This window comes from Bosea sp. F3-2, assembly GCF_008253865.1.
In the GTDB taxonomy this organism is placed as follows: domain Bacteria; phylum Pseudomonadota; class Alphaproteobacteria; order Rhizobiales; family Beijerinckiaceae; genus Allobosea.
This window is the reverse complement of record NZ_CP042332.1, coordinates 290,342-313,780: the sequence shown is the minus strand read 5'-3', so window position 1 is coordinate 313,780 and position 23,439 is coordinate 290,342. Positions and strand designations below refer to the sequence as shown.

Annotated in this window: 19 protein-coding genes and 5 pseudogenes; 11 read left to right on the top strand and 13 right to left on the bottom strand. The window is 64.3% G+C overall.

From position 1 onward, the window contains the following. Window positions 1–459: 459 nt before the first annotated feature. A pseudogene (locus FQV39_RS31225) lies at window positions 460–924 on the bottom strand (alpha/beta fold hydrolase); the annotation flags it as partial. A 229-nt stretch (window positions 925–1,153) separates the two neighbouring features. After that, window positions 1,154–3,028: a sigma 54-interacting transcriptional regulator gene (locus FQV39_RS31220; RefSeq protein ID WP_149134345.1), complete on the bottom strand. Its 1,875-nt coding sequence runs from the start codon at window positions 3,026–3,028 to the stop codon at window positions 1,154–1,156. A 177-nt stretch (window positions 3,029–3,205) separates the two neighbouring features. Between FQV39_RS31220 and FQV39_RS31215 the strand changes: the two genes are divergently transcribed. The 5 genes from FQV39_RS31215 to cynS are packed head-to-tail and all read left to right on the top strand — an operon-like array spanning window position 3,206 to window position 7,332. Next, window positions 3,206–4,564, top strand: a complete 1,359-nt coding sequence (locus tag FQV39_RS31215) for a CmpA/NrtA family ABC transporter substrate-binding protein (protein ID WP_149134344.1) — start codon at window positions 3,206–3,208, stop codon at window positions 4,562–4,564. Window positions 4,565–4,568: 4 nt separating this feature from the next. Continuing rightward, the gene (locus tag FQV39_RS31210; RefSeq protein WP_149134343.1) at window positions 4,569–5,054 is read left to right on the top strand and encodes a nuclear transport factor 2 family protein; all 486 of its coding nucleotides are present in this window, start codon (window positions 4,569–4,571) and stop codon (window positions 5,052–5,054) included. Further along, window positions 5,051–5,896: a nitrate ABC transporter permease gene (gene ntrB, locus FQV39_RS31205; protein ID WP_149134342.1), complete on the top strand. Its 846-nt coding sequence runs from the start codon at window positions 5,051–5,053 to the stop codon at window positions 5,894–5,896. Before FQV39_RS31210 ends, ntrB begins: the two co-directional genes overlap by 4 nt. A 3-nt stretch (window positions 5,897–5,899) precedes the next feature. Continuing rightward, window positions 5,900–6,784 carry an ABC transporter ATP-binding protein gene (locus tag FQV39_RS31200; protein ID WP_149134341.1) on the top strand — a complete coding sequence of 295 codons (885 nt, stop codon included), beginning with the start codon at window positions 5,900–5,902 and terminating at the stop codon, window positions 6,782–6,784. Between the two features lie 59 nt (window positions 6,785–6,843). Beyond that, window positions 6,844–7,332, top strand: coding sequence for a cyanase (gene cynS, locus FQV39_RS31195; protein ID WP_149134340.1), 489 nt, complete (start codon window positions 6,844–6,846; stop codon window positions 7,330–7,332). Between the two features lie 329 nt (window positions 7,333–7,661). Here cynS and FQV39_RS31190 read toward each other — a convergent pair. Both FQV39_RS31190 and FQV39_RS31185 read right to left on the bottom strand, forming a co-directional pair. After that, window positions 7,662–7,838: pseudogene (locus tag FQV39_RS31190) on the bottom strand (IS110 family transposase); the annotation flags it as partial. 369 nt (window positions 7,839–8,207) lie between these two features. After that, window positions 8,208–8,507: pseudogene (locus tag FQV39_RS31185) on the bottom strand (transposase); the annotation flags it as partial. On the opposite strand from FQV39_RS31185, the gene FQV39_RS31180 reads away from it, so the two are divergent. Further along, the gene (locus FQV39_RS31180; RefSeq protein ID WP_349238601.1) at window positions 8,504–8,956 is read left to right on the top strand and encodes a LysR substrate-binding domain-containing protein; all 453 of its coding nucleotides are present in this window, start codon (window positions 8,504–8,506) and stop codon (window positions 8,954–8,956) included. The pseudogene FQV39_RS31185 and the gene FQV39_RS31180 overlap by 4 nt on opposite strands. 4 nt (window positions 8,957–8,960) lie before the next feature. On the opposite strand, the pseudogene FQV39_RS31175 reads toward FQV39_RS31180, so the two are convergent. Beyond that, window positions 8,961–9,119: pseudogene (locus FQV39_RS31175) on the bottom strand (DUF1330 domain-containing protein); the annotation flags it as partial. A gap of 542 nt (window positions 9,120–9,661) precedes the next feature. Between FQV39_RS31175 and FQV39_RS31170 the strand changes: the two are divergent. From FQV39_RS31170 to FQV39_RS31150, 5 genes are read left to right on the top strand one after another with little or no spacing between them, the layout of a single operon-like run. Continuing rightward, window positions 9,662–10,555, top strand: coding sequence for a GNAT family N-acetyltransferase (locus FQV39_RS31170; protein WP_248313522.1), 894 nt, complete (start codon window positions 9,662–9,664; stop codon window positions 10,553–10,555). 10 nt (window positions 10,556–10,565) lie between these two features. Further along, window positions 10,566–11,717 carry an alanine racemase gene (locus FQV39_RS31165; RefSeq protein ID WP_149134338.1) on the top strand — a complete coding sequence of 384 codons (1,152 nt, stop codon included), beginning with the start codon at window positions 10,566–10,568 and terminating at the stop codon, window positions 11,715–11,717. A 56-nt stretch (window positions 11,718–11,773) separates the two neighbouring features. Next, window positions 11,774–13,051: an NAD(P)/FAD-dependent oxidoreductase gene (locus FQV39_RS31160; protein WP_149134337.1), complete on the top strand. Its 1,278-nt coding sequence runs from the start codon at window positions 11,774–11,776 to the stop codon at window positions 13,049–13,051. After that, window positions 13,048–14,505 carry an aldehyde dehydrogenase family protein gene (locus tag FQV39_RS31155; RefSeq protein WP_149134336.1) on the top strand — a complete coding sequence of 486 codons (1,458 nt, stop codon included), beginning with the start codon at window positions 13,048–13,050 and terminating at the stop codon, window positions 14,503–14,505. Before FQV39_RS31160 ends, FQV39_RS31155 begins: the two co-directional genes overlap by 4 nt. 44 nt (window positions 14,506–14,549) lie before the next feature. After that, window positions 14,550–15,518, top strand: a complete 969-nt coding sequence (locus FQV39_RS31150) for an ornithine cyclodeaminase family protein (protein WP_149134480.1) — start codon at window positions 14,550–14,552, stop codon at window positions 15,516–15,518. Window positions 15,519–15,709: 191 nt separating this feature from the next. Here FQV39_RS31150 and FQV39_RS31145 read toward each other — a convergent pair. The 8 genes and pseudogenes from FQV39_RS31145 to FQV39_RS31110 all read right to left on the bottom strand — a co-directional run bounded on the left by FQV39_RS31145 (window position 15,710) and on the right by FQV39_RS31110 (window position 23,431). After that, a pseudogene (locus FQV39_RS31145) lies at window positions 15,710–16,589 on the bottom strand (ABC transporter permease). A gap of 33 nt (window positions 16,590–16,622) precedes the next feature. Continuing rightward, window positions 16,623–17,573 carry an ABC transporter permease gene (locus FQV39_RS31140; protein ID WP_149134335.1) on the bottom strand — a complete coding sequence of 317 codons (951 nt, stop codon included), beginning with the start codon at window positions 17,571–17,573 and terminating at the stop codon, window positions 16,623–16,625. Between the two features lie 71 nt (window positions 17,574–17,644). Next, the gene (locus FQV39_RS31135) at window positions 17,645–17,866 is read right to left on the bottom strand and encodes a hypothetical protein (protein WP_248313521.1); all 222 of its coding nucleotides are present in this window, start codon (window positions 17,864–17,866) and stop codon (window positions 17,645–17,647) included. 128 nt (window positions 17,867–17,994) lie between these two features. Further along, window positions 17,995–18,882: an ABC transporter permease gene (locus tag FQV39_RS31130; RefSeq protein ID WP_149134334.1), complete on the bottom strand. Its 888-nt coding sequence runs from the start codon at window positions 18,880–18,882 to the stop codon at window positions 17,995–17,997. Between the two features lie 165 nt (window positions 18,883–19,047). Next, window positions 19,048–20,094, bottom strand: coding sequence for an ABC transporter substrate-binding protein (locus FQV39_RS31125; RefSeq protein ID WP_149134333.1), 1,047 nt, complete (start codon window positions 20,092–20,094; stop codon window positions 19,048–19,050). 36 nt (window positions 20,095–20,130) lie between these two features. After that, complete coding sequence (locus FQV39_RS31120) at window positions 20,131–21,189, bottom strand: ABC transporter ATP-binding protein (RefSeq protein WP_149134332.1); 1,059 nt, start codon at window positions 21,187–21,189, stop codon at window positions 20,131–20,133. A gap of 21 nt (window positions 21,190–21,210) precedes the next feature. Beyond that, on the bottom strand, window positions 21,211–22,029 hold the full coding sequence (locus FQV39_RS31115; protein WP_248313520.1) for an ABC transporter permease: 819 nt from the start codon (window positions 22,027–22,029) through the stop codon (window positions 21,211–21,213). Between the two features lie 166 nt (window positions 22,030–22,195). Continuing rightward, window positions 22,196–23,431 carry a metal-dependent hydrolase family protein gene (locus FQV39_RS31110; protein ID WP_149134331.1) on the bottom strand — a complete coding sequence of 412 codons (1,236 nt, stop codon included), beginning with the start codon at window positions 23,429–23,431 and terminating at the stop codon, window positions 22,196–22,198. Window positions 23,432–23,439: the final 8 nt, after the last annotated feature.

The following is a 23,439-nucleotide window of genomic DNA, read 5'->3' as shown; positions in this document are numbered from 1 at the left end:
CCCTTCGATCTAGCGCTGTCAGTGGCATGAACCAAGTCCGGACGATGGCTTGGACTGATTGTGCACAATCTGCCGACGGGCGAGCTTGGCACAGCGTGCCAGCTATGACGGAAGTCGGGAGGCGCAGGCGACGATCGAGGCGCCGCTCGAAGGCTTTTGCCGCGACATGGGGCCAGTGACCGCTGTTGGCGGGCGCAAAGGTGTCTTCGCTCGATGATCTCGATCGGCGTCAGGTTCCGTAGCCTCTTATCCGTGCTCCCGACTGCCGGAAGGCTGCCAAGCGTTCCGGTGAAAACCTGAAGGTCCTTCTACCCCTCGCTGGAATCCGCGGATCTCGAACGAGAACGCGATCAGTTCCTCGATCGGATCCTCTACAATGGCGGGTACATCCCCATCACTTTGGGGCCCCTCTCGGCCGAGGAACGGCGGAAAGCCGCCGACGCGATGTCAGCCTTCCTGCTTCTCGTCAGATTTGTCAGCCCACCAGGCTTTGATTGTCTCGCATTTCGGACCAAGAACGTCTTCGTAAATGTCGCCGTTCTGGATGATGAGCGCCGCGATCCTCTCAGGATGCGCGAGGGCGTGCCGGAGACCGATCTGCGATCCGTAGTCGTGAAGCCAGACTGCATAGCGCTCCAGGCCAAGCGACTCCGTCACATCTGCGAGCACTTCGGCATAGGCGTCGAAATCATATCCGAACCTTGCCGGATCCGGTGTGTCACTGTAGCCGAAGCCCGGCCAATCGAAGGCGATGGTGCGCCAGCGATCGGCCAGGGCTGGCATCAGGCGCCGAAACTGAAAGGAAGAGCACGGATAACCGTGCGGCAGAAGCAGAGCCGGAGCATTCTCAGGACCGGCTTCGCGAATAAAATGGTTGAGACCGTCGGTCAGGCCCGCGTGAAGGGCGAAAGCGCTCGCCGGCAAATCGCACCCCGTGATCGCCTCGCTCGCAGGCCGACTTTTTCAACGATATCCGCCAATTCCTGACATTCACTGGCTGCCAGGAAGCCGACGTTTTCGCAGGTACGCTGAATAGTGTCCGTCGTCAGATGATTTGAGACGGCTTCGGTGTTTCAGTCAGGGAGGCTCTCGCGCATCCCAGTGTGAGGCCATGCGGTCTCCACAGATGATGCTGCAATTTCCGCGGCAGGCGCTACCTGTAGCCGCGCGGGTCGATTGCGAGCTTCTTCAAACGAGAGGCCAGCGTCGTCGGCCTGAGCCCGAGGAGTTCGGCTGCGCCTCCGGGCCCGCTGACTCGACCGCTTGCAGCCTCCAGCGCGGCTATCAGCGCGGCTCGATCGCGCTCACGCCGATCCGTTTCAGTGAGCAGCACGCCGGTCGGAACAAGATGCGAGGTATCCTTCGGAGCGGGCTGCGGCAATCCCGGCAGGTCGATTGCGAGGCGTCCGTCACGAGCCAGAATGGCCGCGCGCTCAATGACGTTCTGGAGTTCACGAACATTGCCGGGCCAGTCGTAGGCGCAGAGCCGCATGACGTTGCTCTTCGAAAGTTTCAGCCCGCTCGTGCGTAGCCGGCGCTCCGCCATCGCCAAGAAATGCAGCGCCAGGGCAGGAACATCGTCCAGCCGATCGCGCAGTGGCACTGAGACGATCGGGAAGACGGCGAGCCGGTAGAACAAGTCTTCGCGGAAACGGCCTTCGCGCACCTCGCGGCGCAGGTCGCGGTTGGTTGCGGCGACGACCCGCACGTCGACATGGTGGGTCCGCTCCTCGCCGATGCGCTGCAATTCCCCCTCCTGCAGAACGCGCAGCAGCTTGCCCTGCAGTTCGAGCGGGATTTCGCCAACCTCGTCGAGGAAGAGTGTGCCGCCATCGGCGAGTTCGAATCGGCCCAGGCGGTCGCGCAGTGCGCCAGTGAAGGCGCCTTTGACATGGCCGAAGAACTCGCTCTCGAACAGGTCGCGCGGCACGGCGGCGCAGTTGACGCGGATGAGCGGGCGGGCGCCGCGCTCGCTCGCCTCGTGGATCGCGCTGGCGATCAGTTCTTTGCCGGTGCCGGATTCGCCTGTGATCAGGACGGCCGCGTCGGTGCGCGCGACCAACTCCACCTGCCTCAGAATGCCCTGGATCGCCGCCGAGCTGCCGATGATGCCGCGATGGCTCCGCTCGCTACGGATTTCCTCCTGCAGATAGGCATTCTCATTCTGGAGACGCTCGCGCAAGCTGTCGACCTCGGCGAGCGCGGCGCGCAGCTTCTCGTCGGCCTCGTGGCGGGCGGTGACGTCCCGGAAGATGATGACGGCGCCCGCCAGCCGGCCGCGATCGCGAATGGGCGTCGAGGTGTATTCGACCCAGAAGCCAGTGCCGTCCTTGCGGAAGAACATCTCGTTTTCGACATGGTGGACGGAGCCGTCGCGGAAAGCGGCGTAGATCGGGCATTCCTGATGCGGGTAGTGGCTGCCATCCGCCCGATGGTGATGCACGCAAGCGTGCATGTCGCGACCGACGAGCGCGCCGGGCTCCCAGCCGAGCATGGACTCGGCAGCCGGGTTGACGAAGGTTGTCCGGCCTTCGTCATTGACGCCGAATATGCCTTCTCCCGCCGCACGCAGGATGAGCTGACTGCCTCGCTCGATCTCCTGAAAGAGCCTTTCCGTTCGCCGCCATTCGGCGATGCCGCCGCGCATATGATCCTCTGCATCGGCGTCGAGATCGCGCTGGCGACGCGCGTCGAGATCGGAGAAGGACAACAAGACCGTGGGAACCGACGCTCCTGCGATCACCGTGCCGAGGCATTCCAATGCCTCGGCACCGCCATCCACACGTCGGGGAGTCAGTGCGCGCGTGGCGTAGCGCCCCTTGTGCAGGACGGCTTCGGTGAAGACGGTCAGAGCCGGAACCTGCCCCGGAAACAGCTCCACCACCAGACCACCCTCGAGATCGGCGCCGGCGGCAAACAGGCGGCGGGCGGAATCGTTGACAGCAAGGATTCGACCGCTTCCGGCCTCGACGGCCAGCGCCGGGTCGACGGCGTTCTCGAAGGACAGCTCGGCGAAGGAACGCTCCATGAGAGCAGATTACGATCATTCGTCAATTCAGTCACGGAATATCGTTTTTTACGATAGTTCGTCATTCCGTTCGATTCGCGTAAGACACTGATTTTACTGTGTTCTGAAACTCAGTTCGGCTTGGCCCGCTCCTTGCTCGGTTAACATATGCCTTCCGCGGTTGCCGAGGAGACACGCATGTCGCTGTTCAAGAACGCCTTCGACGCCACCCGGCGCATCGTCCGCGGCTGCACCTGCGGCCGGCATGAAAGCCAGGACGCGCATGAGCAAGCGCACCGCGCCGAGTCCGAAGAGACGCGCTATGGCCGCGTCGTCGAGAACGCTGTGATGCGCGCGCTGTTCCCGCGCGACGCACTGCGCCGCCTCTTCCTCCAGCAGGTCGGCGCCTCGACTGCGATGGCAGCGATTTCCAGCCTGCTTCCGATCGCGGCCGCCACCGAGGCCTTCGCGCAGGCTGTGCCGGAGAAGAAAGATCTCAAGGTCGGCTTCATCCCGATCACCTGCGCCACGCCGATCATCATGGCCCATCCGATGGGTTTCTATTCCAAGCACGGGCTCAACGTCGAAGTCATCAAAACGGCTGGCTGGGCTGTCATCCGCGACAAGACGCTGAACAAGGAATACGACGCCGCGCATATGCTCTCGCCGATGCCGCTGGCGATCACGATGGGTGTCGGCTCAACGGCGACGCCATACACCATCCCGGCGATCGAGAACATCAACGGCCAGGCGATCACGCTCTCGGTGAAGCACAAGGACAAGCGCGATCCGAAGAGCTGGAAGGGCTTCAAGTTCGCCGTGCCCTTCGACTACTCGATGCACAACTACCTGCTGCGCTATTATCTGGCCGAGCATGGCATCGACCCGGACACGGACGTCCAGATTCGCGCCGTGCCGCCCCCGGAGATGGTCGCCAATCTGCGCGCTGACAACATCGACGGCTTCCTCGGCCCCGACCCGATGAACCAGCGAGCGGTCTTTGATGGCGTCGGCTTCATCCACATCCTGTCGAAGCAAATCTGGGACGGGCATCCCTGCTGTGCCTTCGCCGCCTCCAAGGAGTTCGTCACGCAGACCCCGAACAGCTATGCGGCGTTGCTCAAGGGCATCATCGACGCCACTGCCTTTGCTTCGAATCCTGACAACCGCAAGCAGATCGCCGAGGCCATCGCGCCGGCGAACTACATCAACCAGCCGGTGACGGTGCTCGAACAGATCCTGACCGGCACCTATGCGGACGGTCTCGGCAGCGTCCAGCGCGATCCTAAGCGCGTCGATTTCGACCCCTTCCCGTGGGATGGCTTCGCCGTGTGGATCCTGACCCAGATGAAGCGCTGGGGGCAGATCAAGGGCGATGTCGACTATGCGGGTATCGCCAAGCAGGTCTTCCTGGAGACCGACACCGCCAAACTGATGAAGGAGGCGGGCCTGGCGCCGCCGACACCCGGCTCCAAGACCATCGTCGTGATGGGCAAGAGCTTCGATTCGTCAAAGCCGGCGGACTACGTCAAGAATTTCGCGATCAAGCGGAGCTGATGCCATGAGCGCCGCAGTTTCCGAAGCACCGCGCCTGCCGCTGCCGCCCTTCACGTTCGCCAGCGCGGCGCAGAAGGCGCGGGCCGCCGAGGGCGCCTGGAACAGCCGTGATCCGCAACGGGTCGCGGCGGCTTATACGCCGACGAGCCGATGGCGCAACCGGGCGGAGTTTTTCGCCGGCCGGGAGGCGATCGTCGCCTTTCTCGAACGGAAATGGGCGCGGGAACTCGACTACCGACTGATCAAGGAGGTCTGGTCCTTTCACGAGAACCGGATTGCGGTTCGCTTCGCCTATGAATGGCCTGACGACAGCGGCAACTGGTTCCGCTCGCACGGCAACGAGCAGTGGCAGTTCGCCGCCGACGGACGCATGGAGCGCCGCGAGGCCTCGATCAACGATGTGAGGATCGCCGAAGCTGAACGGTTGTTTCACTGGCCGCTCGCTCCGCGGCCGGACGACCATCCCGGGCTTACGGAGCTTGGCCTATGACGGCTTCTCTGAATGTGAGGGCGCTCGTTCTCTCCGTGGCGATCTTCATCGTCTTTCTTCTCGGCTGGCATCTGGCCGTACAGTCGGGCGGCGCAGGACCAGCCGGAAATATCGATCCCGAATACGCTAAGCTGATGGGCCAGCAGGTGACGCAGGGCAAATCGGCAATGCCCAGCCCGCTCGATGTCGGCGCGACGCTATGGAAGCATCTTTCCGATCCGTTCTACGACAAGGGGCCGAACGACAAGGGCCTCGGCATCCAGCTCGCCTATTCGCTCGGCCGAGTCCTGCTCGGTTATGCGCTGGCGGTGCTGGTAGCCGTGCCGCTCGGCTTCCTGGTCGGACTCTCGCCGCTGATCTCCAAAGCGCTCGATCCCTTCATTCAGGTTCTCAAGCCGATCTCGCCTTTAGCCTGGATGCCGCTCGCGCTCTACACGATCAAGGATTCGGGCGTCTCGGCGATCTTCGTGATCTTCATCTGCTCAGTCTGGCCGATGCTGCTGAATACCGCCTTCGGCGTCTCCACCGTGCGCAAGGAGTGGATCAACGTCGCGCGCACGCTCGAGGTCGGACCGATGAAGCGGGCGCTGACCATCATCCTGCCGGCCGCGGCACCGACGATCCTGACCGGCATGCGTATCTCGATCGGCATCGCCTGGCTCGTCATCGTTGCGGCCGAGATGCTCGTGGGCGGCACAGGTATCGGCTACTTCGTCTGGAACGAGTGGAACAACCTCTCGATCACCAATGTGATCGTCGCGATCACCGTGATCGGCGTGATGGGCATGATCCTCGACCAAACGCTCGCCCGCTTGCAGCGCGCTGTGATCTATCCGGATTGAGCCATGACCGAGAAGTTCATCTCCATCGAGGGGATCGCGCGGCGCTTTCCGAAGCCCGGCGGCGGCATCACCGCCGTGTTCGAGGACCTCTGGTTTTCGATGCGGAAGGGCGAATTCGTCTGCATCGTCGGCCATTCAGGCTGCGGCAAGACGACTGTGCTCAACATCCTCAACGGCCTCGACGCGCCAGATGAGGGCGCCGCGATCGTCGACGGCAGCGCCATCGAAGGGCCTTCGCTCGACCGGGCCGTAATCTTCCAGAGCCATGCGTTGCTGCCCTGGTGCAGTGTGCTCGGCAATGTCGCCTATGCGGTTGCTGCCCGGAACAAGCACTGGTCCCGGACGCAGGTCACCTCGCATGCCATGGCCTTCATCGAGAAGGTCGGGCTCAAGGGGGCGGAGCACAAGAAGCCGTCCGAGCTCTCCGGAGGCATGAAACAGCGCGTCGGCATCGCGCGGGCGTTGTCTATCGAGCCCAAGATCATGCTGATGGATGAGCCCTTCTCGGCGCTCGACGCGCTGACGCGCGGCACGCTCCAGGACGAAGTGCGCCGCATCTGCCTGGAGACCGGCCAGACAGGCTTCATGATCACGCATGACGTCGACGAGGCGATCTATCTCGCCGACCGTATCGTGCTGATGACGAACGGCCCGCAGGCGATGATCGCGGAGATCGTCGAAAACCCGCTACCGCGCGAACGCGTGCGCACGGAGGTGCACCACCACCCGGACTACTACGCCGTCCGCAACCATCTGATCGATTTCCTGGTCACGCGCTCGAAGTCGTTCAAGGACGCGATTCCCTCAGGTTACGACCGCCGGCGTCCACCGGTGGTGCGGCCGACCGCGGGCGGCCACGGCCCTGATGCCGGCCGCGCGGCGGCCTAACCCACTCCCATCCCGTCGCAAGCCGCGCACGAGGCGCGGCACCAAGGAGGACGAAACTGATGAAGCGCGAAGAACTCACCGAGAAGATCCTCGACATCAAGCGCGAGAAGGGCTGGAGCTGGAAGCACATCACCTCCGAGATCGGCGGGATGTCGGAGGTGCTGATCATCGGTGCTCTGCTCGGCCAGATGAAGCTGCCGAAGCCGTTGGCCAAGGCGGCGCGCGAACTCTTTGGCCTGACCGAGATGGAAGAGCGCATGCTTAACGAGGTGCCCTATCGCGGCACCGGCACACCCATGCCGCCGACCGACCCTCTGATCTACCGCTTCTACGAGATGGTGATGGTCAACGGCCCGGCCTGGAAGGCGCTGATCGAGGAGGAGTTCGGCGACGGCATCATGTCGGCGATTGACTTCAATATCACCTTTGAGCGCGAGGCCAATCCCAAGGGCGATCGCGTCAAGATCGGCATGTCCGGCAAATTCCTACCCTACAAATACTATGGCAACGAGCAGGGCATCTCGGACTACGGCTTCAAGGAAACCTGACCGATCGGCAGCGATTGCGCTTGTGGCGAGCTGCTGGGCTCCGCGTCGAGCACAGGGATCATCCCGCATGCGCCGATTGTGTTCTCTAACGGGTCAAGGTCTGGCTGCTGGATGGTGAGCGGTCGATGCCGTTGGGTGCCTGCGTTCTCTGCGTGTTCATCGGCACTTGATGGGGTTAGCTGGGTGCAAGGTGGCTTGGTTGAAACCGCAGTCGGCCGATCTGGTCGGCAGCATGCTACAGTATCGGCGCCATCACCTGCTCCCTCCCTCGGGCGTCGCTCCCGCTCGGGAGCTCGTTGCGGCCTCCTGTCTCGTCCGTCTGTCGTGGCTTAGGCTGGCCGGAATTCGGTGCCGTGCCGCAGCATGGCGTGCATGATGATGGCGAGGCGGCGGGCGAGTGCAATCCGCGCCTTGCGCATCGCCGAGCGCCTGGCGATGGCGAGCGCCCAGTCCCTCAACTTCAGCGCGCCCTTGTAGCGGGTCAGCATGACGTTGGCGGCTTCATAGTGTCAAACGGCGTCCAACTTTGGCTCTGACGCATATGTGGAACGGCCCGACAGGCAAGGTGTTTATGGAGGTCTGAACCGGTCGGGACGGTGCGGTCATATGTCCGGCCTCACATGATGATTCTCCGGTCAACGGTTTTTTCCGATCATGAACCGAGGTGAGCTCTCTCGCGGCAGGACCTGCCTGCAAACCTCACATCCGGCGGGATGGCGATCCCGACCACTGTCCCGCATACGGGACGGGAGAGCTCCAAAGGAACGGCACCACTCTGTGAAGACGGCGCCAGGCGCCACGCCGAACAACGGCGACGTTCCCTCGGATCACCGGGCCGCAATGCCGTAGCAGTGCAGCCCGATCTCGGAGATGGTCTACGCCGAGGGCTTCATGATCGCGCCCTCGGGCACGATACCGTCAATGACAAACCTCCACAGGGCGATCAGGAGTTTGCGCGCGAGGGCGACCACCATCACTTTGCGGACACGCCGGCCGGTTGAGCCGACGCGATCGCGGAACCAGGCCACTTGCGCTGTACCAGGCTGATAGCGCTGCCAGAGCCAGGCGAGCTCGACCATCACGGTTCTGAGCCGTCGATTGCCAGCTTTTCCGATCCCTTGCTCGCGCTCGATCCCGCCGCTGCTGTACGGAGTCGCAGCAAGACCGGCGTATGCGCGCCTCAAGAACGGGCTCGACGCTCTCGCCACCCTCGCGCTCGAGCACCTCAAGGGACTGGAGGCCAAGATCGTCGAGCTTCAGACGATGGCCGACACGATCAGGCATTTGGCGCAGACCTGCCATGGCGATGATCGCCCGGACTGCCCGATCCTCGCCGACATCGCCGAGGTTCCGCGCCCCGAAAAGCCGGCTAAAGGCAAGCAGCCCTGTGCCGCGGGCGAGCATCGCCGGTGACGATAGGCCGCTGGCAGGCTTAGGAGCAACTGTATTGCCAAAACTGGCACTCCCTTTGACGAGACATCCTGATCTTGTCGCGCTTCGTATCGAAGAGCCAATCATTTCACGTACGCTAGGATTGCTGGAGCGACGCGGGGGCCATTTATCGGCGGCGGCCCGCCGCTTCAAAGAAGACCTCATGAAGCTTTGGGCAAAATCTGATTCTTGATCACGAATTCGATCACAACCGTTCGCTGGTGCAAGCCTTCCTCATAAAGGTTGCTCGGCATTCCGCGCGCAAGAATTCGACTGCCTGCTGCAAGGATAGCTGGTCCGCTCAGCTTGGCATATGCAGCCAACGCGTCCGGATCGCTGACCGAGTGATAATGAATAGTGTCGGATCAGGCTGTCCTCATCAGCCGGAATGTCGAAAAGCTCCCGTCGATCCTGAGCTTTGAGAATCTTGCGCCTGGCCATTGCTCAAATCCGCACACAGCACCAACTATCGCTGAATGTTGCCGAGCTGACTGGATGTGGAAACAGCAGCTATCCTGCTGCCACGGTTATCCACTGGGATCAGACGCTGCGCCCCGGAAATCGCGAGACACAAGCAAAATCGGTTCATGATCGGCGATCCAGCCGACGATCGGGCCGCTAGACGTGCCAGCGACGGACGGAAAGGCGACCAGCCGCGCCAGTATCTCCTCCACCATTGGCCGCCTCCGTTGGAAGTGGGCCAAAGGTAGAGAAAGACGTTCGGCGTTCCTGCCGTAAATCGGGAGGCTTCAGATGAAGATGCGGAAAACGCCCCAGTCTGCAGCGGAAACTGCGGCGCGCCTCGGACCACCTTCTGGCAGCGGTAGCGCAATATCAAAGGCATATCTGGTTCGCCCGAGAGGACGAGTGCGCTGGCGACACCGAACCGACCGGAAACGTGATCGAGAAGCCTGAATCCATCATGGAATCCACAATCATCCAGGGTCCGCGGAATGAGACGGACGGCGTGGCCCTGACAGCTTTCTCGTCGGAGCATCTCGAAGGGGCACTGAAGCTCTCGCAGGAAATGTCCTGGCCATACCGGCTGGAGGACTGGGCCTTTGCCATGAAGGCCGGCCGGGGCTTCGTCATGGCGCGCGGTGACGAGGTTATTGGGACCGCGGCTTGGTTCCCCAATGGCGACGCTTACGCAACGGTCGGTATGATCATCGTATCCGGCAAGGCCCAGGGGCACGGATTCGGTGCGCGGTTGGTGGACGCGCTCCTCGATGCTGCCGGTGCGCGGACCATTCTGCTGAATTCCACGACGGAGGGCCGGCCGCTGTACGAGCGGCGCAGCTTCCAGCCCGTCGGCATCATCCATCAGCACCAGGGGATTCCCAAGGGCCGCCACGAGGCGCCGCCGGCCGACATCGTCCGGGCGATGCAGCCGTCCGATTTCGAGACCATCATTCGCCTCGATCGTCAGGCCACGGGTTTCGAGCGGCGCCCCCTTCTCCGCCTGCTTGTCGAAACCGGCGCGGCGCAAGTTCTTCTCCACGATGGCGAGATCGTGGGTTACGCGATCACTCGCCTCTTTGGCCGCGGATACGTCGTCGGCCCCGTGGTCGCGGAAACCGTGTCCGAGGCGCGCCTTCTCATCGAGGCGGCGCTTACGCGCCTCGAAGGGTGCTTCGTTCGTATCGATACGGCCGCAACCGCAGAGCTCTCGCCTTGGCTCGCTGAGATCGGCCTCTCGCCGGTCAGCGATGCGCTCACCATGGTTCGCGGCACGCTACCCCCGACCGGGCCTGCGCGCGTCTTCGCCCTGTCCAACCAGTCGTTCAATTAGGAGCCTCGGAATGCTGCGATCCGGCGCCGCAACCCTGGATACCCTGCAGACACCGGCGCTCGTTCTCGACGCCGCCCGGCTCGACCGGAATCTCGCTCGCCTCGCGGCGCGCATGTCGGAACGCGGCGTCACGCTGCGCCCGCATATGAAGACGGCCAAGTCGATCGACGTCGCACGCCGCGGCTTTCCGAACGGCCCCGGCCCGATCACCGTCTCTACCCTGGCGGAAGCGGAGTATTTCGCAGGGCACGGCTATCGCGACATGACCTATGCCGTCGGCATCTCGCCACACGCGGCCGAACGAGCCATGCGCCTGCGCAAGGCTGGCATCGACATTAAGGTGCTGCTCGACACGCGGGAGCAGGCCGCGATCCTGGGGGAGGCCGGCCGGGCGGCCGGCGTGACTCCGGCTGCCTTCATCGAGATCGATTGCGACGGCCATCGCGGGGGACTGCTGGTCACCGATCTAATGCTTCTGGACGTCGCCGCGGCACTGGATTCGGCCGGGGTCGCCCTTGCGGGCGTTCTGACCCATGCCGGCGAATCCTACGCGTTGAACACACCCGAAGCCCTTGAGGCAGCGGCCGAGACGGAGCGGGCGATCGCGGTGGAAGCCGCGCAGCGGCTGCGAGCGGCCGGGCACGAGTGCCCCGTGGTCAGCGTGGGTTCGACGCCGACCGCCCATTTCGCGAAGGCGCTCGATGGTGTCACAGAAATGCGCGCCGGCGTCTACATGTTCTTCGACCTCGTGATGCACGGTGTCGGCGTCTGCACCACCGACGACCTCGCGCTGTCCGTGCTCGCCACGGTGATCGGGAAGCGGCCTGAGAAGGGCTGGATCATGGTCGATGCCGGCTGGATGGCCCTGTCGCGCGACCGCGGCACGGCGGCTCAGCGCGTCGATCAAGGCTACGGGCTCGTCTGCGATCTCGAAGGCAGGCTGTATCCCGATCTGATCGTCGCCCATGCCAGCCAGGAACACGGCACGCTGGCGATCCGCTCCGGCTCTTCGGAGGCGCTGCCGGACCTGCCAGTCGGCGCCAAGGTCCGCATCCTGCCCAACCACGCCTGCGCCACCGGTGCCCAGCACGAGCGCTATCACGTGGTCTCCGGAATGGAGAGGGCGATCGCGGCCGAGTGGCCGCGCATTCGCGGCTGGTAGGCGCTGCAGCCCATCGACACCATCGACTTTCTACTCCGCGAGCCCCGAGAGCCCCGATGAAGCTGACATCCTACTGGTTGGACACGTCGAGCCCCTTCTCCGGCGGCCACAAGGGGCCGGTTCGGGGCACATACGACATAGCCGTGATCGGCGGCGGCCTGACCGGCACTTCGGCTGCCCTCGCACTCGCCAGAAAGGGGGCGCGGGTGATCCTGCTGGAGGCCGAGACGATCGGCCATGCCGCCTCGGGCCGCAATGGTGGCATGTGCAACAACGGCTTCGCCCAGGATTATGGGATGATGTCGGAAAAGCTGGGCCGCGAAACGGCCGACAGACTCTACCGCGCCTTTGATGCAGGGGTGGACACGGTTGAGCGCCTCATCGCCGAGGAAAGCATAGACTGCAACTTTGCCCGCGTCGGCAAGATCAAGCTCGCGGCCAAACCGGAGCACTACGACAAGCTTGCGCGGGCCCAGGCCCTTCTCGCCGCACATGTCGACCCCGATACCGAGATGGTGAGCCGCGCAAACCTCTCCTCGGAGATCGGATCCGAACGCTACTATGGCGGCCTGATCTATCGCAAGAGCGCCACCCTCCATATCGGCCGCTTCGTGCGCGGCCTGGGGGAGGCCGCCGCGCGGCGCGGCGTCGCGATCCACGAGCGAACGCCGATGACCGGGCTGAAGCCAGACCCCGGCGGGGGCCACATGGTCGAGACGCAGAGCGGCAGCGTCACCGCCCGCCAGGTGCTTCTGGCCAGCGGCATCTCGCAGACCGGGCCGCTGGGTTGGGTTCGTCGTCGAATCGTGCCAGTCGGGGCGTTCCTGATCGTGACGGAGCCGTTGCCGGTCGACCTTCTCGACAAGCTGACGCCGCGTCGCCGCAACGCGGTCGACACCAAGAACCTCGTCAACTATTTCCGGACCACCCCCGACAACCGCCTGCTGTTCGGCGGCCGCGCTCGCTTCGCCGTATCCAATCCGGCTTCCGACGAAAAGAGCGGCGCGATCCTGCGCATGGCGCTGAACGATGTCTTTCCAGAGCTGCGTGATGCGCGCATCGACTATTGCTGGGGCGGCATGGTCGACATGACGCGCGACCGCCTGCCGCGCGCCGGCGAGCGGAACGGTATCTACTATTCGATGGGCTACAGCGGGCACGGCACGCAGATGTCGACCCTCATGGGCACGATCATGGCCGAGGTGATCGACGGACGCACCGAACTGAACCCGTGGAAGGACTTCGCCTGGCCCGCCATTCCAGGTCATTTCGGCAAGCCCTGGTTCCTGCCACTCGTCGGCGCCTACTACCGGATCAAGGACCGTTTCCAATGACCGATGCCGTGCGGCACCTCAACAAGAGCGGTCGCCTCGGCCGCTTCTACATCGACGGCGCCTGGTGCGGGCCGGGTGGCCGCGATCGGGCCTCGCTCGTCAACCCCGCGACCGAAACCGTGATCGCCGAGATCCCGCTCGGCAGTGCGGAAGATGTCGAGCGTGCGGTTTCCGCAGCCCGGCGCGCCTTCCCCGGCTGGTTCCGCACACCGCCTGCGGAACGTGCCGCGCTTCTCGGCCGCGTCCATGCGCTCGTGCTGGAACGATCGGAGCTGATCGCGCAGGCGCTTACCACCGAAATGGGCGCGGCCATCACCTATGCACGTCGGGCCCAGGTCCCGCTCGCCGCCGAGCACCTGCGCGTGGCGCGTGACAACCTGGCGGATTTTCCCTTCATCTCGCAGCGCGGCAAGACCGCGATCCTGCGCGAGGCGATCGGGGTCTGCTCTCTGATCACACCCTGGAACTGGCCGCTCTACCAAATCACCGCCAAGGTCGGCCCGGCGCTGGCCGCAGGCTGCACGGTCGTTCTGAAACCCAGCGAGCTGTCGCCCTTGAGTGCGCTACTCTTTGCCGAAGTTCTGGACCAGGCCGGCTGCCCCCCTGGCGTGTTCAACCTCGTCAACGGGACGGGGCCGGTGGTCGGCGAGGCGCTGGCCTCGCATCCCGAGGTCGACATGGTCTCGATCACGGGCTCGACGCGGGCGGGCGTCCTCGTGGCGCAGGCCGCCGCGTCGACGGTCAAACGCGTCGCGCAGGAGCTCGGGGGCAAGTCGCCGAATATCGTGCTGCCCGATGCCGATCTCGCCCGGTGCGTGCCGCTGGGCGTCGCGGCGGCGATGCGCAATCTGGGCCAATCTTGCAGTGCCCCCACACGCATGCTGGTACCCCGTGCCCGCCTCGACGAAGTCGAAGCGCTGGCCGCGGCCGCAGCCGGCGAATTCGTGGTCGGCGATCCCCTGCTCGAGGCGACGACGCACGGGCCCATTGCCAACCGCGCCCAGTTCGACCGCGTCCAAATGATGATCGAGACAGGCATCGGTGAAGGGGCCAAGCTTGTGATCGGCGGCCCGGGTCGACCCGAGGGCCTTCGCTCAGGCTTCTACGCGCGTCCGACGATCTTCTCCGAAGTGCGCCGCGACATGATGATCGCGCGAGAGGAGATCTTCGGGCCGGTGCTGGCGATCCTCCCCTACGACACGCTCGAGGAGGCGATCGAGATAGCGAACGACACCGTCTACGGCCTCGGCGCCCATGTGCAGGGAACCGACATGGAAAAGGTGCGTGACGTCGCCTCGCGGATCCGGGCCGGACAGGTTCATCTCAACTCGCCGGACTGGGATCCGAACGCCCCCTTCGGCGGCTATAAGCGCTCGGGCAACGGCCGGGAATACGGGCGCGAGGGCATGGAGGAATATCTCGAGACGAAGGCCGTCCTCGGCTTCTACAGCTAGAACCGGTCTGTCTGTGTGGACGCCCAGGAGCGGAGACGCCCGTGATCACCTTCGTTTCGGAAATGCAAACCGCGCGGCTCATCTCCCATGAAGCAGCGTTCGAGCCCGTGCGTCGGGCCCTGATCGCGGCAGCCTCGCAGGATGCACGCGTTTTTCCAGCCGTGATTGCCCATGCGTCGGAGCCCCGGAATACGTTTTCTCTGAAATCGGGCTCGACCGCAGAACTCGCAGGCCTGAAGGTCGGCTCATTCTGGCCGGGCAACCCCGCAAAGGGCATGCCGCGTCACAACTCGACAATCATCATGATCGACCAGGAGACCGGACGGTTTGGCGCCGTGATCGAGGCCTCCTCGGTGAACGCCTACCGTACTGCAGCCGCCGACGCGGTGGCGGCAAAGGCGCTGGCGCGCCCCGACAGCGAGGCACTGGCGATCTTCGGCGCCGGGAACCAGGCCTTCTTCGAATGCTGCGCGCTGGCCCGCGTGCTTCCGCTGAGACAGGTTCATGTCGTGGCACGCAACGTGGCCGGGGCCGAGAGCTTTGCCGCACGGCTTGGTGCTTACGGACTCCCGCTCACCGTCCGCCTATCCGAGGCCGAGGAGGCGTGCCGCCAGGCGGATGTGATCGTTACCGCCACCCCATCGCGCGCCGCGCTGTTCGAAGCGGACTGGGTTCGGCCTGGAACGCATGTCGCCAGCATGGGGTCGGATGCCTCCGGGAAACAGGAGCTGCCGCCCGAACTATTCCGCCGCGCCAAGCTGTTTTGCGACCTGCCGTCTCAGGCCGTCGAGATCGGCGAATTCCAACACGTCCGCGCAGCGATCGAGCGCGGCGCGCTGACCGTGAACGCAATCGGGGCCCTTCTGGAAGGGCGCTGTGAAGGCCGGGTCAACCGCGACGACATCACCGTCTTCGACAGTTCCGGCATCGCTCTGCAGGACCTCCATATCGGTCAATATCTCCTCGCGGCGTTCGAGGCGGAAGCCGCTCGGAAGGATGATACGGTGCGCTGAGGCGCATTGGTCTCGCGCCGGGTTCCGGCGATCCGGAACCTTCCCCAATCCGGAACGCCGGATCATTGCCTGCGATGTCAGTCTCGCACAGGACATGTTGGCACCTCCGACATTGATCCTGCTGCGAGGCCGCCGCAATCCTGATCGCGACCCGGCGACGCCCCGAGTTGATCGAACGCCTCGGACCGGCGTCAATCGTGCTCGCCCTTCACGTCGAGCGCATCGCGCAAGCCATCCCCGATGAAATTGAAGCTGGTCACCGCGATGGTGATCGCCGCACCGGGTATGATCGCCATCCAGGGAGCGCTGGCCAGGTATTGCTGGGCACCGTTCAGCATGTTGCCCCAGCTCGGCAGCGGAGGCTGGATGCCGTAGCCAAGGAAACTGATATAGGCTTCCAGCAGGATGGCCCGCGCAACGGTAAGCGACGCCGCAACCGTAATGGGGCCGATGGCGTTCGGAAGGATCTCCCGGAACATGATGTGTGCGGAGCTGAGCCCGAGCATGCGTCCGGCTAGGACGAACTCGCGCTCGCGCAGCGAACGGACTTCGGCCTCCACGATGCGTGCCACCTCCATCCACTTGGTGACCGCGATGATAACCACGATCATCAGCGGGCTGGGCTGAAGGGCGGCCGAGAGCGCCAGCAACAGGAAAATGGACGGAAAGGCCAGAAAGCCGTCGACGGTTCGCATCAGCGCCGCGCCGAGCCATCCGCCGCGGTATCCGGCGATCACGCCGACGACCGTTCCGGCGACGACCGACAGGATCATGGCCGAGAACCCGACGAGCGGCGAGACCCCGCCCGGCCACGAAGAGCCGGACTGCTAGATCCCGCCCGAGCGGATCTGTGCCGAGGATATGCTGTCCGGACAAAGGCGGCGCAAAGCGAGCCCGAAGGTCGATCTGAAGGATGTCATAGGGCAGGAGCCAGGGCCCCACGATGCATGCCAGGGTCAGAGCGGTGATCATCGCAAACCCGACGAGGGCCAGCGGATGCCTCGTAAACCGCCGGACGGCTCGGTTATGCCACCAACGGCTCGGGCCCTGGCGCAGAGCGAGGGTGTTCATTGTCGGTGCTCCTCGAATAGTAGCGCGGCCCGCTCAAGCCAACCGGATTCGGGGATCGACGAGGGCGATCACGATGTCGGCTATGAGATTTCCTAAAATGACGATGATCGCCGAGAAGATCAGAAGGCCCATCACGACGGGATAGTCGCTGTAGTTCAGGCTATCCAGGAATAGCCGGCCCATGCCGGGCCAGGTGAAGACGGTTTCGGTCACGAGCGCGCCGGTCAGGATGCTGGGCAGCTGGACACCCGCCAATGCGATCATCGGCAGGAGAGCATTTCCGACGACATGCTTCATGAGCACGCGCCGCTCGCTCGCGCCCTTTGCGCGCGCGGTCTTCACGTAGTCCTGGCTGATAGCGTCGAGCGTCGCCGTTCGCATGTAACGGCTCCAGATCGCGACATGCACAAGCGACAGCACCACGCTCGGCAGGATGAGGTGATGGGCATAGTCCAGGACCGAGCCGCCACCGATCGTGTACATGTTGCCCGCTGGCAACCAGCCGAGCTTCAAGGTGAATAGGTAAATGCCGACGAGACCGAACCAGAAGGTTGGGATAGATAGGGCAATCATCGCGCCGATCGTCGCAACGTAGTCGAAGTACGAGTAGCGATGCGTTGCGCCCCGGATGCCGATCCAGGTCCCAAGCGCGATCGCGATCACCGTCGACGTACCCATGAGAAGGAGCGTCGCGAACAGATGGCGCCCGATAACCGAAAGGACCGCCGTACCGTCCCGAAAGGAGCGACCCCAGTCGCCCTGCAGAAGGCGCCATGCCCAGTCAAAATATTGGATCCATAACGGCCGATCGAGCCCCAATTGCTGCTTGAGGCGAGCCAGGTCCTCCTGGGTCATCCCAGGATCCAGGCCGTACTGCGCGGTCGGACCGCCCGGCATGAGGCTGAGGGTTGCGAAGCCGATCAGCGACACGATCACGAGCAGCACGGCGCTCTGGAACAAGCGATGGAGCAAGAACCCGCGCATCGCGCCCTCCGCAGTTTGATTGTCGTCAGGGGCCGCCGCTCGCCTTTATCAGCGAGCGGCGGACATTCGCCTCAGCTGGCCCAGTACCAGTGCGCCGCATCCCAGGTTTCGGTGCGCGTATTGGAGTTGGCCACAAAGCCCTGGATCTTCTTCTTGCGGCCGTATCCGGTCTCGCTCTGGTAGATCGGCAGGAAGGGCAGATCCCGCCGGACGAGCTCCTGCACCTTGTGATAGATCGGTCGGCGGGCCTCCGGATCGAACGTGCGGGTACCCTGCTCGAGGAGCGCGTCCACCTCGGGATTAACGTACTGCGAATTGTTCGAGCCCCGCCCGCCCTTGGCCGGAATGGCCTTGGAGCTGAAGCGGTTCGTGACTGGCCTTTTGCCGGCAACAAATCATGCGTAGAGGCACGCACTGAAGCTCATGCCAAGGGCCTGTTTGCGCGATAACGACCCTGGACGATCAGATGCGCCAGCGCGGTCAGCAGGATCGTCGCCGTCATCAGGATGAAGGAGATCGCCCCACCGAAGGGCCAGTTGTTCTGTTGGGCGAACTGCCCGTAGACGAGCGGGCCCATCATCTGGAACTTCGGGCCGCCGAGCAGGACTGGCGTGGCATAGGCGTTCATCGCAAGGATGAAGGTCAGGATCGTGCCGGCCAGCACACCCGGCAGTGCCAAGGGCCAGAGCACCCGGCGAAACATCGCGCCGGGGCCCGCGCCGAGGCTGAATGCCGCTTCTTCGACATTGCGCGGAATACCCTCGATCACGCTCTGCAGCGACAGCACCATGAAAGGCAAGTTGACCGCCACGATGCCGATCAGTACCGCCGTCTCGGTGAACATGATCTCCAGCGGCTGGTCGATCAGGCCCATCCCCATCAGCGGGGCGTTGAGCGCGCCGCGGCTGCCGAAAGCGGTCATCCAGCCGGCGGCGCGCACCGCATTGCCGACGAAGAGCGGCAGCACCACGGCAATGACCATGAGGTTCTTGAAGCGGCTTTGGGTACGGGCCAGCACATAGGCCAGCGGAAATCCCATCACCAGGCAGGCGAGCGTACAGATCACCGCGACGCGCACGGTGCGGGCCAACACGTTGAGGTAGTAGGCGTCGGTGAAGAACTTGACGTAGTTCTCGACCACCAGCGCATCGACCATGAACTGGCCGGGCACGAATTTGTTGAGCGAATAGCGGAACAGGATCGTGAGCGGGCCGATCAGCGCGACGGCCACGAAAAGCGTCGCCGGCAGGACGAGCAGGCCTGCGAGGTTCTTGCGGGCGCCGGCGACGGCTTCGGGGGCGGAGGTCATCGGCTTCGCCCCCGCAGCGCGCGGCTGCCATGTCTCGAGCGCTCGCCGGTGCGAGCCGAATGGCGCGGGTTTCGAGAACCGGAGCGGAGCGGACATCGGTCCGTGAGCACCGAAAGCGCAGAAACCCGCATCAGGCGGCCGCGATGGTAGAGCGGGCGAGACATGTCAGGCCTTGAAGACCTTGTCCCACCACTCCTTCATTGCCGAGTCGTTCTTGGCGAGAAAGGCGTAGTCGAGGTCCCGCAGGCGCTTCTCCTCCTCGGGCGTAAAGCCGATGCGCTTCTGCAGAGCCGGATCGATGGTGAGCCCGGAGACCGTGCCGTTATAGCCCATGTCGACGGCAAAGGCCTCCTGCGGCGGCCTGGCGAGCATGGCGTCCATATAAGCGTAGGCGTTCTCCTTGTTCGGCGCGTTCTTGGCGATGACGAAGCCGGAGACATAGATCGGGATACCCTCGACCGGCGAAACCGCCTCGCAGGGGATGCCGGCATTCTGCCACTGCACCACGCGCGCCTTCCAGATCGCGCTGATGCCGACCTCCTCGTTCTTCATCGCCTGGGCGAAGGCCTCGTTGGTCGGATAGACGCGCCCGCCCGCCTTCTTCACGGCCATCAAGACCTCCTTGGCCTTGTCGAGGTCGTTCATGTCCTTGCCGCCGGTCGCGGCAAGCGAGGCCGCGATGAAGATCGACTGGTACTGGATGTCGATGAAGCCGATCTTCGAACCCCATTTCGGGTCGAGCCAATCCTTGAAGCCGGTCGGCGCAGGCGAGATCAGCTTGGGATTGTAGATGACGACATTGCCCGAATAGATCTGGCCGACGCCATAGGGATACTTCATCGTCGGCAGCAGGTTCTTGGCGTTGGGCAACTTGGCGTAGTCGATCGGCTCGACGACCCCCGCCTCGCTCATCTCGAACATGTTGGCGGCCGAAAAGCCCTGGATGTCGACCGTGCCGCGCGGCAACCGCTTTTCCGCGACCATCTTGGCACGGCGCGGCGCATCGCTCGCCTGGTCCTGCACGACCTCGATGCCCTTGGCCTTGAGGATGGGATCCTCGATGTTCTTGGTCAGCAGCCGGGCATAGTCGCCGCCCCAGGTGCCGACGACGACGCGTCCGCCCGATTGAGCCAGAGCTGGCGTGCCGGCCGCGGCAGCGAGCGCGACAACGCCGGCGCCCTTCAGAAGTTCGCGCCTGTCGAATGCGGTCATGGTCCTATCCCCTTCTTTTTGAACCCCGAACGAAGCTCATGCCTCGCGCGGATAAACGAGCCCGGCATCTTCGGCCCAGCCTATCGTGATCGTTTCGCCAGGTCGCGGCTCGGACAGGCCCGGTCGGTTCGGAATCTGCAGCAGCATGCGCTCCTGCCCGTCGAGCGCGACCTGAACGTCGAGCTGCGCGCCGAGATAGGAGGCATGCACGATCTGCGTCGCGAAGCGGTTAGGCAACCCGTCCGCCTCGCTGCCGATCGCAATGCGCTCGGGCCTCAGCGCAAGCGTGGCCGGCCCGCTAGCGCCTGCAGCGGCGCAGGCGATCTCGCGCCCGCCTGCCGTGCGGAAGCGGCCCGGCGCCGTCACCTCGCCGTCGAGAAAGGCGCTGCGGCCAATGAAGCCTGCGACGAAGCGGTCGGCCGGCTTCTCGTAGAGCTCGCGCTGCGTGCCGATCTGGCGGACCTTGCCGCGGTCCATCACCACGAGGCGATCGGCCATGGTCAGCGCCTCCTCCTGGTCATGCGTCACCATGATCGTGGTGAGGCCGAGCTTGCGCTGCAATTCGCGGATCTCGACGCGCACTTCCAGCCGCAGCTTCGCATCGAGATTGGATAGCGGCTCGTCGAGCAGCAGGACCTGCGGCTCCATGGCGAGCGCGCGCGCCAGCGCCACGCGCTGCTGCTGGCCGCCGGAAAGCTGGCGCGGATAGCGCTCGTCGAAGCCGCCGAGCTGAACCAGCCGCAACGCCTCCGCGACACGCGGGCCGCGTTCGGCCGCCGGCACCTTGTGCATCTCCAGCCCGAAGGCGACGTTCTGCGCCACGCTCATATGCGGAAAGAGCGCGTAGCTCTGGAAGACGAGGCCGCAATGCCGCTTCCAGGGTGGAAGATGCGTGACGTCGCGCTCGCCGATGGTGATCTGCCCGGCGCTCGGCGGAATGAAGCCCGCGACCATGCGCAAGGTCGTGGTCTTGCCGCAGCCTGACGGTCCGAGCAGGACGAGGAATTCGCCGTCGGCCACGGCGATGTTGACGTTGTCGACGACCGTCAGGTCGCCATAGCGCTTCTTGAGATGCGAGATCGAGAGGCGTGCCATTACAGAAGATCTGCCATCCGTTCACACCACCCGGCTCAGTTTGACATAACGGTCGGTCACGAGCATCGCCGCGCCGATCAGGACGATCTGGATCAGCGAGGCCGCCGCCACGGTCGGATCGATCTTCCATTCGAGATATTGCAGGATCGCGATCGGCAGCGTCGTGCGACCTGGCCCGACCAGGAAAAGGCTCATCTCGAGATTGCCGAAAGAGGTGACGAAGCCGAACAGCGCGGCTGCGACGAGGCCTGGCCGGATGCTCGGCAGCGTCACGCGCCAGAAGGTCGTGAACGGTCCGGCGCCCAGATTTTGTGCCGCCTCCTCGATCGAGCGATCGAAGCCTGCGAGGCTTGCCGTTACCAGCCGGACCACCCAGGGGACGACGACGAGCGTATGCGCCGCAATCAGCCCCCCAAGCGAGCCCATGACCGGGATCTCAGTCGCGATCTCGACCTCGATCTGAAAGACATAGGTCGCGGTGCCGAGCACGATGCCCGGCATCACCAGCGGCAGCAGCAGCAAGGTTGAGACGCCCGGCCCGAGCGGAATGCGATGCCGAACGAGGGCGAGGCTCGCCGGCACGCCGAGCGCGAGCCCGAACAGCGTTGAAGCGACCGCGACCTCGAGGCTGAGGATGAAGCCGTCGATGAAGGGCTTGTTGTTCGCTGCGGCCGCGAACCACTGTAGCGAATATCCCTCCGGCGGAAAGGAGGGGATCTCCTGCCTGAAGAAGGCGAGCCAGGTGACGAAGATGAGCGGCAGCAGGATGAAGCCGAGCGCGAGCGCGGCCGCGCCGTTGAGCGCATAGCGACCCAACTTCAGCGAGCCGCTTCCCGTCACCGGGCGGTTCCGCAGTGCCGGCCGTTTTCGCCCCGCCCGATCGCCTTCACCACTAACGGTACCCCTGATACGTCTCTCAAGCTGCGAAGCTGGGCAACAAGTTACAAACAGTCAAGCCGGTTTCTTATCCACATCGTGACCAAGAGGGAGGCAAGCAGGCCGTCGCTCAGTGCAGCGTGTTCTTGTAAAAGATCCCACCCTTGACGATCGCGGCCAGGTGCCTCCCCTGCTCCTGAAACAGGCTGAAATCCTTGAGCGGGTCGCCGTCGACGAGGATGAAGTCGGCATAAGCGCCGGCCTTCAACGTGCCGAGCTTGCCCTCCATGCGCAGGATTTGGGCGCCGACCGTCGTCGCCGAGCGGATGATCTCGATTGGCGAGAGCACTTCCTGCCGCAGCAGGAACTCGCGTGACTGTTCGACCTGGAGCTGACCGAGCAGGTCCGAGCCGAAGGCGACCGGCACGCCGGCACGCTTGCAGATCTCCAGCGAGCGCAGGCCTCCATCGATGACGAGGTCGTTCTTGGCCAGCATGTCGCCGGTCATGCCGAATTCGGCGGCGCGCTCCTTCATCGCGTAATAGGCGACGAGGTTGGCAGTCAGGAACATGCCGTTCTGCGCCATCAGCTTCGCCGAGGCGTCGTCGATCAGATTGCCGTGCTCGATCGCGCGTACGCCGCATTCCGCCGCCCGCGTGATCGCTTCCGGCGTATAGGCATGGGCGCAGACATAGCGGCCGAAGGCCTCGGCCTCCTCCACCGCCGCCTTCACCTCATCGACGCTGAACTGCATCGAATCCAGCGGGTCGTAGGGGCTGGCGACACCACCCGACATCATGATCTTGATGTGGTCGGCGCCGAGCCGCATCTGCTCGCGGGCCGATTTGCGCACGGACGACACGCCGTCCGACACGTTCATCGTATAGGCCATGGCGTTGCAGCAATGGCAGCGCCCGCCGAAATCGGTGCGCCGACGCGGGTCGCTATGGCCGCCGGTCGGGCCGATCGCCGCGCCCGCTATGAAGAGTCGCGGACCGGCGACATCGCCCTTCTCGACCGCTTCCTTGATGCCCCAATCGGCGCCGCCAGTGTCGCGCACGCTGGTAAAGCCGCGATCGAGCATGCCCTTCATCAGCCGGACGGCGCGCGCCGTCATCAGCGTCAACGGCATGCTTTCCATGCTGCGGATATAGACCTCGGAGAGAAAGACATGGACGTGGCTGTCGATGAGGCCGGGCATCAGCGTACGCCCGCCGCAATCGATCACGTCGGCCTTCGCGGATTTGATCGGCTTGTCGGACAGTTCGCGGATCGTGTCGCCCTCGACAAGGAGCTCGTAGCCGCGCCGCAGCTCGCCGAATTCCGGTTCGAGCAGGGCGAAGTTCTTGAAATGCAGCGCCGTCATTTCCGCCT